Genomic DNA, 13,871 nt, shown 5'->3' on the forward strand with positions numbered 1-13,871 from the left:
CACGCCAAAAGCGCAGACATCGAACCTTTATTTCTGAGACTATTATCAATAAAACTGGCGGTTTTAGGATTCTCAAATAAAAGCCAATGCTTTCTATATTTTCAATTCACCAAAGCCTGTGCTTAGGTGTTTTCTTATTTGTTCATTTTTGACAAAGATATAAAATCATTTCTTTTCAGTTTCATTTATCATCGTCATCCAATCGCTGCCGAAGCACAGATTGTAAAAACTCTAGAAATTTAGTACGGTCTATTTTCCGTTGCTGGATTTCCGTGTGCAAACGGTAAATATCCTTGCCCAGTTCTATCCCGAAAAGCCCGCCGATCAAGTCGGCCAGCTCCCGGATTGAGGTTTTCCCGTTATCGACCAGCCTGGCGTAATGCAAGGCATAAGCCATTTCAGCCAAATCAATCTTTTTACCGCTCCAATAATGGGTTGGTTTTGATCTTTTTATATGGGTCATGCGCGGATATTCCAGTTTTTCGATTTCTTCGTGGATATAGTCCGCCAGCATCTCATTGGCCATGATCACCGAAAAAGTGTGGTCATGCCAGGTGAAGAATTTTTCATCCAATAATTGACGACTGTTTTTCAATTCAAGCGGGATTTCTGAATTATCCCGCAGAAAATATTGTTCGTCCAGGTGTTTAAAACCACAACGGTAATATTGCACTTTCACATGGTACTCGTCCATATACTCATCTATTTTGTATAGGCACTTTTGCAGATACCTTCTGCTAACAGAAATATCTGCATTTTTTCGTTTACTCTCAATGTTAAAGACTAATCGGTAAAACAACAATTTACCGTAAGCCGCTGGTTTGATTTGCTTAAAAAACTTAATTTCCGACTGATGGTCAGGAAATCCTTTCTCTATTACCAATTCTCGCAAATTCTCCAGTGCGATCTTGCAATGGCCAATTGCATATTCCATCTGTTCGGTCACACTGTCCGATACATCTTTCATCCTTGACAACTGTCTTTCAAGCTCAAAGATGATTTCACAGTACGTTTTCATGGCATTTAAAATTAAACTTGTTAATATTTGGTCGTTTTTGTTATTTCCGCTTTCTTCCCAAACCACTCTTATAACCAGTTTAATTTTTCTCTTTCACAATACATTATTATAGACTGCGGATAATAGCTACTCTGTTTTTACTTTTCACTCAGTTTGAATATTGGTGATATTCCATACACATCCTTTTTACATGAGGGAGTAATTGCCGCTATTATATATTATATATTATATATTACATCTAAATAAATTTATTGAAGCTCAACATTATTATTCCAAATTTTTGCGCTATTTAGTCTATTTTTATTTGAAGTTACGGGTATTACTTTCGGTTTAAAGAGCTAATAGGTATCTAACCATTTTTCGGGTACCGGTATAATGCAAATATTCATTGACCTGTTATCTTTGGAAAGCATAGCAGATTGGATCTGTATTTTCGTTCCGTCAGGGCTGAATTTAGGGTGTGTATGGTCAGCAGCCGTTTGCTTGTGAACGATTACGTGCAAGGGTACCATCTTCCAAACGAAATTCCTTATTGCTGATATAATCGATGTACTTAGCAGCTTTAAAATCCAATTCATTTAACTTTATTATAGTAGTCATTAATGTTTAGCTAATTATTAATCTCTTTAAAAATCTAATAATAACTTTAACTCCTCCATCAACTGTTTGACATCCACTGATTCGGGATACTCTTCTAATATTTCTTCACCAAGATTTTTCGCCTTTTGTCTTAAATTGTTACTCATATAAAACTGAAGTAATTCCAGCTGACTATTCAGGTTATCTGCAACTTCAATCTCTTTCTTCAAGTAGGTTTCTGCTTTTCCCTTTTCTTTCAGAAAGTCATACAACATCGCAATGTTATGATTGACGCGGGGATACATCGGGTTAATCTGGCTTGCTTCCAGCAACCTTGCAAGCGACTCATCATATCTCCCCTCTTCACTAAGTAACAAGCCCAGCGAATACAAAGCATGGGCGTCACCAGGCTCTCTTTCCAGGTAGTTTTCAAAACACTCTTCCGCTTTCTCATTCCGACCAGTTTGGTTATACAAATAGGCCAGATTCAGATTTACAAAGTACAACTCCTGATCCTGTTCCAGAGCCAGTTTAAAGTATTTCTCTGCCTCAGGAAATTGCTTCTGGTAATAGTGGAAGTTCGCTAAATTAATTTTACCGGTCGGGAAATCAGCATTATAAAAAAGCACCTGTTTGTATTCATCCAATGCACTGTTATAATAAGCTTTATATTTCTGAGGAATATTCTCGCTACCCACCTGAGCCAGATTTTGTACCGCCTCAATCCGGACGGCTTTGGTAGCATCGGTAAGTGCAGCTAGCAATCGGTCGATATTCTGTTTGGTTCGTTGTTGCAGCGTGCGTATCGCAGAAAGCCTGAACGACGGATCTAGATGACTGAGATAATTGTCTGTTATCCCATCCAATGAATCCGGGAAGTAGGTACCAAGATCCTGCAGCGCCAAGCTTCGGATATTAGGCGGATAAAGATCATTTTCCAGAATCTCTTTTAGTTCAACGGCGGCTTTCGGGTCGCCATTCTTTGCCCCGGCAAAAGTCTGAGCGTAATGGAAACGCCGTTCTTTGCCATACCACTCGGTGATGTATTTGTCTGACCATCCATTGGATTTTTCAACATGACACTGGTTGCATGCATTGGGTGTACCATTCTTAATTGACAGGTCCGGACGTGGAATCCGGAAACTGTGGTCATTCCGATAGTCAACACCCATATAATAGCGGCCGTGCATGTGGCAGTTAACACATTCGGTGCCTGAACCAACATCAAAAACAACTCCCGACTCAGACACGACGGCTTCACCGGGCATCCCCTTGCTTTTGTGGTGATGGTGGCTGTAAGTATCGTAAATTTCTTTCTGATGGCATTGCAGGCAAAGCTTGTTCCCCTCGAACAGGCGCTCGCCGCTGTGAACATTATGACAGTCGTTGCATTGTATACCCCGCTCGTACATCTTACTTTGGAGGAAAGAGGCATATACATAGTCTTCATCCCTGATTTGTCCGTCAACATACCAGGCAGGTTCATCCGGCAGATTCGGGTTAGAATGATTATAAAAGTTTCCTGAAGCATACTCCATATCACCTAGCGAACTTTTTCGTGAGTGACACCTCACACAAAGATCAACATACTGTTTGTTGTCAATATTGCTGGTCTTGACCTGCAGACCGAAATTTTGAAAATCGCTGCGCGAATATTTTGGCAACTCAGCCCATTCGATGTGCTGTGAGCCAGGGCCATGACAAGCTTCGCAACTAACATCAATTTCAGACCAGGTGGTATGGTACGAATCTTTTTCCGAATCATATCCTTTTACAACATTGGTTGAATGACATTCAGCACACATCCCATTCCAGTTCTGAGCCTGGTTGGTCCAGTGCAACCAATTGTCGTGATCAATCACCTCGTCCTGATAGGTGGAATCAGCTATGTGATACCAATTGTGATCCACGGTGTTCCAGGTAACCGGCAAGGTTTGAAGTCTCCCCCGGTCAAACTCCACCAAATATTGTTGCAAAGGGGTGTAACCAAAGACATATTTAACCTCAAACTCCTTCATTTCACCATCTTCACCATCACTGTAGACAAAGAACTTCCCATCCTTACGGTACATCTTATAAGTGTGTCCCTGGGCTCCCAGTGTCTGATCTGCAAAATCTCCCAAAACCGTTGAATCGTTGGCATAATCCATGGCATGGTCGTGGTGAGAACCTTTCCAGTCATTATACTCATTCAGATGGCACTCTTTGCAACTTTGCATTCCCACAAACCCGGGTTCTGAATAAGCATATTCCTCCTGTGGTTTAAACAAAATTAGCTTCACCAACAGAAGAACCGGGAAAAGTAAAACAAGTGCTATTCCCAATATCCGGATGAGTTTTTTTTGTGTCTTAATATCCATGATCATACATACATTACTTGCGACTGATCGAATTTGCTACGCCTAACCGGATTACCGGTATCAACAAGCACCTTGTCATCTTTAAATGCAATCGGGTAATAATCCAATGCTCGGGTAGCCGGAGATGTAATCACCCGTCCATTCTTCTCAAAAGCAGAGGCATGGCAGGGACATTCAAATCGATCATTACTGGCATTAAATTGAACAATACATCCTAAATGGGTACATCGGGATGAAAGGGCGATAAAACCGCCGTCTTCCATTCGATATAAAAAAAACCTGGCGGATCCAAAGGGATAAACCCGCCCTTTTTCAAAGAAAGAGACCTCACCGGCATCATAATAAATAGCTTCTGCAGAAGCAGGCTTATTTAGCTTTAGAAGGCGAAAAAAAACGTATCCAAATTCCAAGGACACCAGGCTGTAAATTAACCCTCTAAAAAATTTTCGTCGGTTGATTTTTTTCATAGTCTTAAAATTACCAGTTACCGGAAGACTTGCCCATTTCAATTTGAACATCCTGAACTAGAAGATTAATTGCATTCCCTCTCCTCTCAGAAGACTCCCCACAAGCATCATTACCACATAAGCTACAAGTATTATCGTGACCGAGGAAATAACCAGCTCCATCCGATCTGCTTTCAGTTTCTTTCTCACATAAAATATAAATCCACCGATGGGTACAAAATAGCATAAAACCGGTAGCACACCTTCAGTAAATATGACAGGTAGGCCTGAAAACCACCCGCCAATATCCAGTAAAAGATCATCAATCAGGATTAAAAGTAAGGTAAATACAGTGGTGAAGATTGCCGATATGAACGTGATTTTCTTTCCTTTTTCTGAATAGAACCAAACACCCTCATTGATCTGATGATAGGGTACATAGGGTATGATGATAAAAAACAGAATAACAAACAAAGGGAGCAAAAACGAGGCAAAGGCTGGGTGTATATGCATCAGTAATTCCTGGAATCCCATAAAATACCAAGGTGCCTTGCTGTGATTTGGACTAACCAAAGGCTTGGCTTTATCCAATAAAGGTGCATTAACAAAAAAAGAAAAAAGTAACAATACCAATACAACGATAAGAGCTGCCAACACTTCCTTATAAACCAAATGTGGAGATGTATCTACTTTCTCTGCTTTTTCAGATGACGGGATAGTCACACCTCTTGCTTTTCGAACCAGCCAAAAATGAATGGACATAAAAAAGACCATCAATAACGGTAATACACCTGTATGAAAATTATAGAAACGAAGTAAGGTTTGTTCATCTACAACTTTGCTGCCCCGAACCAAATTGGCCAAGGAATTTCCGAAAAACGGGATGTAGCTTAACATGTTGGTCATAATGGTAACTGCCCAAAATGAAAGTTGATCCCAGGGTAAAAGGTAACCGGTAAAATTGGAGCTTACCACTAAAAACATCAACAGCAAGCCATAAAGCCAGTTCTTCCTCCGCTGAAAATAAATTGCTTGTGAATAAAAAACACGGACTAAATGAAGAAATGAAACTACAACCAATAACATCGCGCTCCAATAGTGAAAATTCCTTAACATCCGACCGAATATTAATTCATCCTGCAGGCGAACAATCGAGTCGTATGCACCAACACCAGAGGGGACATAAGCAAAACGAAGCAACATTCCAGTGATAAACAGAATAACGAAGAGCAGTGCCGCAATGCCCCCCAATCCAAAAGTTCTGGTAAATAAAATCGCTTTGGGCTCTATTTTTTTTGGATGCAAATGCAAAAAAAATTTTGAGATAGCTCTATCCATCGATGGATGCTTCATAACTATACTTTTGAGAGATTACTTTCATTTTGCCAAGCACTTATTCCCTTCACCTATATATCATAATAAATGTATTCATCATTTAATTCCATTCTACTGAACTTTTGACTCACAACGAGAAATACAATCATATATGAAAACTATATTCCTACCAACTATTATCTTTTATTTCAATAATTTTATTTTTCCTCTAATCTCAAGTAAAGAGAAAAACCTATTTGTATTTAGATTATCATCTCATAGACTTCTATCAGTTTTTACAAAAAACAATTATACTCTGTTATTATATACCTTAAGTGAAATAATCATACACTATTTTTCATGTCCTACTTATCCAACACTTTATATTCTGAACTTCCACGACCTACATTAATATGAAATCCTTTTTCGATATTTTCATTCAATCCTAAAATGTGAACTCACTTATACGATTGCCCTGAATTCTTTCATTATAACTCTCATCGTATTATGTTTTTTATTGATTGTCAACCCAGTGACACCTGAAAAAATTACCGATGGTAATTTGCCACACTTTCACGTCATTTACAAGCTCTTTCCTAAAAAAATGCCAACCTTACAATTTTGATCAAATACAGTTCAATAGTTCCTAATATCTCGTTATAGATTATTCCCCTTTTGAATGCGTGGTCAGGGATCGCTATTCATATTTTAATATTAGCTTCGTAAAAATTAATATACCAGATATATCATTTTCTTCTGATTGAACACTTTTCATGTTGAGAGTAGATTTCAGACTTCCTTGTATCTGAAAGCTCGTTAACCCAGTTTATCTTTTCAATAAAGGATAATTTATCAATCTCCGCCATCGGACAAAGTGAATTTCTATGAACGGCAGGACATTCATAAGCTAATCCATATAATTGTGTCGTTATATCCATATTTGCTTATCACTAAAAACGAATTGTTTATTTCATCAACTACCGTCCCAACAATTACTCCATCAAACACCTCGTATTTTGCTTTACCATTTAATAATTTCCAGCCATCACGATTTTAACCGTTAAAAGGATATTCCCACTCATCATTTTGGCAACAAGTAAATGCTACAGAAATAAAAATGAAATCTTTTCATAATAAACCCGATTTAGTTTTTTTTATAAGGATATCTGTAAGCATCATTCTAAAATTTTCAGTTTATTTTTCTAAACATTGCAAGCTCGTTGACCCATTCTCCTAAAATATGATCAACAGTATATTTCTGGATTTGGTCTGAGGTGAGCTGGAGCGACCATTTGACCCTTTGGCTGGGCTTTGCCCCTTCGCCTGTATTATTGTATTCAGCAAAATAGGCTGTTTTTTCCCTCGCGGGATCTCGCCAGTTATTCCATCCTTCTAGTTTGATGTGATTACCCAATTTACAGCCAATAAACACAGATTTCCCATACGGACGCCATGGACGCCCGAGATAAAATGATTTTTCGGCAGCATCACCAGTAATATTGCAATTCAGAAATACGAAACCGAACTCAGTATTTTGTTCCGTAGAGGGCGCTGAAACATAACCTTTGTTTTTGCAGAAAATGGTACATTGGTCAAAAACAGCAGTTGAATTTCCAAAGATGAAATCGACAGTACCTTCGATATAACAATTTCTATAATATTGCCGCCCTCCTCTCCCTTTAAGATACATTGTGTCTTGAAATCCCAGGAACCGACAGTTCTTAAATGCAACCTTATCGCTTTCAATTCGAACCGCAACAGCCGGCCCAACCGGCCCTGAAGAGTTTTCAAATGTTATATTTTCAGCGGTAAAGTCCTCGCCAAAAATAAAAAATGAAGAAGAGCCTGTTGTTCCAAGAGTCTCGCCAAAGCGATTCTCTTTTTTGTTATAATCATCGTAAGTGAGAATTGTATTTTGAACATCTTCGCCTATAAGAGAAACTCGTCTTTTACTCGGTGACAAAACAAGCTTTTCCTTGTAAATACCTCTCCGTATAAAAATTGTTGTGCGATTTTTTCTAAAATCCGGAACGGCATCAATCGCATCCTGAACTGTTTTAAAATCGTCGTTATCACCCTTCCCCACAACAAAATCATAGGCTTGCACGTGAAATACCTGAATTATGGTAATAAAACTCAGTATCATTAATAATTGTTTCATCTTATATCGTTCACTTCAACATTATATTCACGGTTCGATCAGTGTCTCTTAATTGAAAGAACATTTCTATTGATCTTTTTTCATCTATTAATTTTTTGGCGAGACACAACCACAATTGAGTCAAGAATATCAGCACTTTTCATCCCAGTCTCCAAACCCATTATGTTATTTCCATTTTAATCATTCAAATGACATTCAAACTCCAATCTTTTTAGCCCAAGATTCATAGGTAGCTTTCATTTCGGCGGCTCTTGCCGGTTCATTTTCGATTAGATTGTTTGTTTCTGTCCGATCCTTCTCAAGATTGTATAATTCCCAAGGGCTTCCTTTAATCGAAACCAGCTTCCAGTTTCCTATTCGAACCGCTCGATTTCCCATGTGTTCCCAGAATATAGTATCAGTATCCATTTTTTGCTCGCCCAACAGGGCAGGAAGGATTGATCTTCCTGGCATCGGGGTTATTTGATGGTTCTTAAATACCTTGGGATATTCCACGTTTGTAACATCGCATATTGTTGTCATAATGTCTATAACATGACCAGGTACATGCGAAATACCGCCAGTATCTTTTATGGTTTCTGGCCAGCTTACGATGAATGGCGTAGCAATTCCTCCCTCGTGAACATACTTCTTGTAGTATCTGAAAGGAGTATTACTTAGATTCGCCCATGATGCGCCATAGCTATGGAATGAATCTCCAGATCCCGGCAAAGCTTTTCCGTCCCAAAAATTACCCCAAAAATCAGTTCCCCAAATGCCATATTCACTACTTCCACCATTGTCTGAAAGGAAAAAGACGACGGTGTTCTCTAGAGCTCCCATCTTTTCCAATTGATCCATAACCTGACCAATACCGATATCCATCCGATGGATCTGTGCCGCAAAAATGGCCATCAGTTGATCCATCTGCTCCTTCTGCTCCTGACTTAAGCTATCCCATGATGATACATCTTCATTCCGGTCACTTTTCAGCCACTCCTTATCAATTAAACCTAACTCAACCATCCTATTATAACGTTCTTCCCGTAGCTCATCCCAGCCTTTCATGAATTTTCCTTTGTAGAGTGCAATATCTTCCTGTAATGCATGTAACGGCCAGTGTGGTGCAGTATAGGGAAGATAGAGGAAGAACGGCTGATCTTTAGTTGCTGCTTTCTGCAGAAACTGCACAGCATGGTCGGTAATAGCTTCCGTCATATAAAAACCTTCTTTAGAAGGCATAATTTCGGTGCTGTCAATCGCGAAATGGCGAACGACATTTTTACTTTTCCCCCTGGAAATATCAAAATAGTTGGCTGCTCCACTAATCAAACCGTAGTAATTATCAAATCCTCTGTCAATTGGCCACTGTGGTCTCTCCTCTCCAATATGCCACTTTCCGGAGGCAGCTGTATAGTAGCCAGCTTGTTTTAGCACCTCTGCAATAGTAACACATTGGTCATTGAGGTATCCCTGATATGGTCCTTTTGCGGCTTCACCGTGCAATTTTACCATTGCCCCCATCCCTGCTTGATGAGGATACAAACCGGTCATAAGTGATGCCCGTGTCGGACAGCAACGAGCGGCATTATAAAACTGACTAAAACGAACGCCATGCGATGCAATTTTATCGATGTTAGGCGTACTAATTTCACCTCCATAGCAGCTTAGATCAGAATAGCCCATATCGTCAGCAAGTATGAGGACAATATTTGGCCTTTCTTTTGTCTCTTTTTCAGTTGTGCTAACCTTATTACTACAGGAAAAAAACAGGCTACCTAAAATAGCAATACATAAGTAATTAATACCAGTTACTATATTTCCATTTAATTTCATTTCTACGATTTTTTTGTTTAGTTATTTACTTCAATTGTTTCGCCGTTTATTGTTACATGCTCCATCAATAGTGCTTTTACTGATTCAAAAACATTTTGCTGGTTGATATTATTAAAAGAACTATTTAAAATTTTTATATTTTCTATAGGATGCTCCTTCAAACCAAGAATCTGAACTGCATAGTCCGCTTTTTCGCAAGACATATTTTCAATAAAAATGTTTCGATAGGTGGTATATCTTATTTCGCCGGGAGAAGCTTTTGAAAAGTAATTTTGATTGATCCTGATAACTGCATTACTAACCTGACCAACCTTAATATTGCGCAAATAAATATTTTCTATAACCCCACCCCTGTATTTGTTTGACTTCAACCGAAATGCTCTTTCCAAATGCGGGCTACTCATCTCACAATCATAGGCAAAAACGTTACGCACTCCTCCGGAGGTCTCACTACCGATAACTACACCTCCGTGCCCATCAAACATTTTACAGTTACGGATTATTACGTTCTCCGTGGGAATGGCGAGGTCGTACCCCTGCCTGTTTCGACCCGATTTAATCGCAATGCAATCATCGCCGGTATTAAACTCACAACCTTCAATGAGTACATTTTTACAGACCTCGGGGTCACATCCATCGCCATTTGGTGCGCCTGGACTGTACAGTTTCACATAACGAATCGTAATATTTTCAGACAGTACGGGATGTAGCATCCACATCGGAGGTCTTTTCAGTGTAACTCCTTCTATCAGTATATTTTTACACATAAACGGTTGTATAAAGCTCGGACGCAAGAATCCCGACTCCCCAAAAACGCGCTCTTCAACCGGCGTCCCTTTTGCCATTAAATCCAACAACCTGGGAATTGAATTGGGTTGATTCTGTAAATTCTCTTCTTTTTTTTCCTTTCCGATGGTCCAATACCACCAGTTCTCAATTGATGCCTGTCCATCAAGCAGTCCGTCTCCGGTAACAGCTATATTCTCCTGTTTATAGGCATAAATCAAGGGAGAATAATTATAAAGCTCGCTTCCCTCGTAGCGGGTACGCACAACTGGCAAAAAATCTTTGGGATTTGTAGAAAACAAAAGCGTTGCTCCCGCTGAAACATGCAACTCCACATTACTTAGTAAATGAATTGCACCAGTCAAAAAGGTTCCCTTGGGGACAATAACTCTGCCACCTCCGGAAGCATTGCAATCTTCAATTGCCTTGTTAATAGCATTCGTACAAAGGCTGCCATCGGCTTTTGCCCCGTAGTCGGTTATTCTGAATTGTCTATCCGGGAATACAGGCGGACTAATCTGCACTAATATCGAATCCATTTTTTTCCAACCGTCCTCAATATCCTTGTGGACAACCGGATTTTTAGAGTTCGTAAAAAGTGTAAATAAAATAAAGTAAATGGTTAGTTGTTTCATCATTGTAATTTTCAAATTTCATTCGAGGCTTAATCTTTAAGTGATTCATACCAAAGACTGGCCATAATAAAGGGGCCCACCCCTTTGGGATCATTGTCCCTGAGCCGTTCATTAATGTAGTACTCGTAACTCCCGTCCCGGTATGGATTTCCTCCCAATCCTGCGCCAGCACATATTGGTGTCATAACGAGCCGCCCGTCATTTTCAACTTTAATCAGATTACTAATCATTCCGTTATAGGCTTTTTTGGCACTAGCCTGATAGGATTTATCAATATAGCCCATTTGAGTCGCCTTCAACAAAAAATAGGTAAACATGGCACTCGCTGATCCTTCAAAATAATTCCCCTCTCCGTCTGGCATGTCTAACACCTGGCGCCATACCCCCGTTTTTTCATCCTGGCAACTTACGATTGCTGCTGCCAGCCGTTTAATAATTTGAATGACTTCGTCCTTTTGAGGATGGTTCGATGCATAATCTAAAACATCGACAGTAGCCATTGCATACCACCCCATTCCCCTGCCCCATACGTGTGGGGATAAACCGGTCTCCTTATTTGCCCACCGTTGCGTTTTACTTTCATCCCAGGCATGATATAAGAGTCCCGTTTTCGGATCGCGTGTTTTTTTCTCCGTTACAATTACCCAGTTCATTGCTTCATCAATACTTTCCGGTTCGTTGTAAACCTGTCCGTAACAGGCATAAAAGGGCGCTCCCATGTACAGTCCATCTAACCACATCTGATGGGGATATCGCTTTTTGTGCCAAAATCCGCCCGCTTCCGTACGTGGATGGTCGATCAATTGGCGCCGAAGTGTTTTTTGGGCAATTTCATATTTCGGTTCTTTAGTTTCAGCGAATAGATCGAATAACATCTTACCAGAATTGATCTGATCTATATTATAATCTTCCATTTTATAGCCATAAATCACACCTTCCTCATCGATCATGGTGTCGGCATAGGCTTTTGCATAATTAAAGTAGGCTTCGTTGCCCGTCTTTTTCCATAAATCAATAAATGAGCTGCAAAGCAATCCCTTGGTATACTTCCATTCGATAGCTTTTGCTTCTTCCATTTGCCAGGCTGCCGGATAGTCGTGCATAATAGTTTCGGCCATACGCTGAGACCACGGCAGCGAACGATCAGCAACCACATCCTGACCATTCATTTGAATCGATATAAAAAATAAAATTATACCGATATAAAAAGATAATTGTAGCTTTTTCATTTTCCAGTTGTTTAGTCTTTATGGCTTGTTTATTACAATCGAATTGAGGTACTCCTCCAGGTTTGTAAAACCGTTGTTGTCGGCATCCCCGTTACGATCTGACGGATCATCGGGATCGAGATTATGTTGCATTTCCCACTGATCTGGCATACCATCTTGGTCGGTATCTTTGAGAGCTGGGAGTGAGTTTAACTGCGGCCACCCACCAACATCATCTTGCGAATCAATAATTCCACCATTTCCATGAGCCGCGGTTCCGATCAGCACTTCTCTGGAAATGCGTTCATCAATGGTGTCTCGAACCAATGAAGCTCCAGCCCCTGCCAAGACCAACGCATAAGCTTCTTCTGCTGTTTGTTCTGTTATTGGTGGAAACTCATGCGGAATCCGCTTTCGATTTTTTGCTTCAGTAGCTCCATCGGAAAAATCAATACCTCCAGCCCAATTATCTGCTGTAATTTCCGGATAACCCTCAACATAATTTCCTTCAGCATACAGCAAAGTGGGATAGGTATTCGATTTCTGCCATCCGGAATTTTCTTCTTTTACCATAGCATTGCTCAAAGCGAATATTCTATGGCGCACATTTTCCTTCGTACCGGGCCCCGGTTTGTAATAATTATTCGCCCAATTCAAATACGATTTATTCCCATCGTAACAATTGTTGTGTCCCCAGTTATAAATCACATTATTTCTAAAGTCGACTTCACAGTGTCTCCGCTTCGTTACTTTAGGGCTGCGAGAGCTATGATGAGCGTATAGATTATGATGAACAGATTGCCTCAACCCGCCAATAATCCCCCCATAACCATGTCCACCTTTGATATGGTGCGAATTATTCAGACTCTCAGTAATCATGCACCATTGAACAGTCACAGAATCTATTTTGCCGGATTGAAAGGAGAAAGTTTCATCGATAGACCAACTGACAGATACATGGTCAAAAATAATATTAAATCCACGATGGATATGTGCTGCATCATCATCTCTTCCACTTCGATCACCTAAACGACAACGTATGTATCTGACAATAACGTCGCTTGCTTTAACTCCAAATTCATCTCCAGCCAACGTTATACCATCACCGGGTGCTGTTTGACCTGCGATCGTGATATTTGGATGCGTCACATACAATTTATCCTTTAACCATATTGTCCCTGATAAATCAAATACAATCGTTCTAGGGCTGTTGGCACTATCAAGTCCATATCGCAAAGAACCAGCCCCATTATCATCCAGATTGGTTACATGATAGACATCGCCTCCACGACCTCCTGTGGCAAACCGACCAAAACCTTCAGCTCCAGGAAAGGCTGTCATTTTTGTTACTTGTGCCAACAACGAATTACTAAATATTAAACCAACAAACAAAATAACAACGACTTTTCTTATAACAGCATCAATGCTCTTACAGATATTCATAAATTCATTTTAATATTATTAATATTGCTCACTTAAATTACTATAAATAGAATAATCCCACCCAACAGAAGACCATTCCATATGTCACCCATTATCAATATATTAC

At 39.8% G+C, this 13,871-nt stretch carries 10 protein-coding genes; all 10 read right to left on the reverse strand.

Annotated features, from left to right (window positions below; genetic code table 11):
• Nucleotides 1–181: 181 nt before the first annotated feature.
• The 10 genes from GR929_RS05620 to GR929_RS05660 all read right to left on the reverse strand — a co-directional run bounded on the left by GR929_RS05620 (nt 182) and on the right by GR929_RS05660 (nt 13,765).
• Nucleotides 182–1,018 carry an RteC domain-containing protein gene (locus GR929_RS05620; protein WP_159517966.1) on the reverse strand — a complete coding sequence of 279 codons (837 nt, stop codon included), beginning with the start codon at nt 1,016–1,018 and terminating at the stop codon, nt 182–184.
• Nucleotides 1,019–1,486: 468 nt separating this feature from the next.
• Nucleotides 1,487–1,618 carry a hypothetical protein gene (locus tag GR929_RS21975; protein ID WP_262886037.1) on the reverse strand — a complete coding sequence of 44 codons (132 nt, stop codon included), beginning with the start codon at nt 1,616–1,618 and terminating at the stop codon, nt 1,487–1,489.
• 26 nt (nt 1,619–1,644) lie between these two features.
• Nucleotides 1,645–3,957: a tetratricopeptide repeat protein gene (locus GR929_RS05625; RefSeq protein WP_159517967.1), complete on the reverse strand. Its 2,313-nt coding sequence runs from the start codon at nt 3,955–3,957 to the stop codon at nt 1,645–1,647.
• Between the two features lie 2 nt (nt 3,958–3,959).
• Nucleotides 3,960–4,424 carry a QcrA and Rieske domain-containing protein gene (locus tag GR929_RS05630; RefSeq protein ID WP_159517968.1) on the reverse strand — a complete coding sequence of 155 codons (465 nt, stop codon included), beginning with the start codon at nt 4,422–4,424 and terminating at the stop codon, nt 3,960–3,962.
• Between the two features lie 57 nt (nt 4,425–4,481).
• A complete protein-coding gene (locus tag GR929_RS05635; protein ID WP_159517969.1) occupies nt 4,482–5,756 on the reverse strand; it encodes a cytochrome b N-terminal domain-containing protein in 1,275 nt (424 codons plus the stop codon).
• Between the two features lie 1,150 nt (nt 5,757–6,906).
• On the reverse strand, nt 6,907–7,878 hold the full coding sequence (locus GR929_RS05640; protein WP_159517970.1) for a pectinesterase family protein: 972 nt from the start codon (nt 7,876–7,878) through the stop codon (nt 6,907–6,909).
• A 195-nt stretch (nt 7,879–8,073) separates the two neighbouring features.
• Nucleotides 8,074–9,693 carry an arylsulfatase gene (locus GR929_RS05645; RefSeq protein WP_159517971.1) on the reverse strand — a complete coding sequence of 540 codons (1,620 nt, stop codon included), beginning with the start codon at nt 9,691–9,693 and terminating at the stop codon, nt 8,074–8,076.
• A 17-nt stretch (nt 9,694–9,710) separates the two neighbouring features.
• Entirely contained in the window at nt 9,711–11,117 is a 1,407-nt protein-coding gene (locus GR929_RS05650) for a glycoside hydrolase family 28 protein (protein ID WP_159517972.1), read from the reverse strand.
• Nucleotides 11,118–11,143: 26 nt separating this feature from the next.
• Nucleotides 11,144–12,343, reverse strand: a complete 1,200-nt coding sequence (locus tag GR929_RS05655) for a glycoside hydrolase family 88/105 protein (protein ID WP_159517973.1) — start codon at nt 12,341–12,343, stop codon at nt 11,144–11,146.
• Between the two features lie 18 nt (nt 12,344–12,361).
• Entirely contained in the window at nt 12,362–13,765 is a 1,404-nt protein-coding gene (locus GR929_RS05660) for a pectate lyase family protein (RefSeq protein WP_235934085.1), read from the reverse strand.
• Between the last annotated feature and the right edge of the window lie 106 nt (nt 13,766–13,871).

This window comes from Sunxiuqinia indica, from assembly GCF_009847015.1.
Classification (GTDB): Bacteria; Bacteroidota; Bacteroidia; order Bacteroidales; family Prolixibacteraceae; genus Sunxiuqinia; species Sunxiuqinia indica.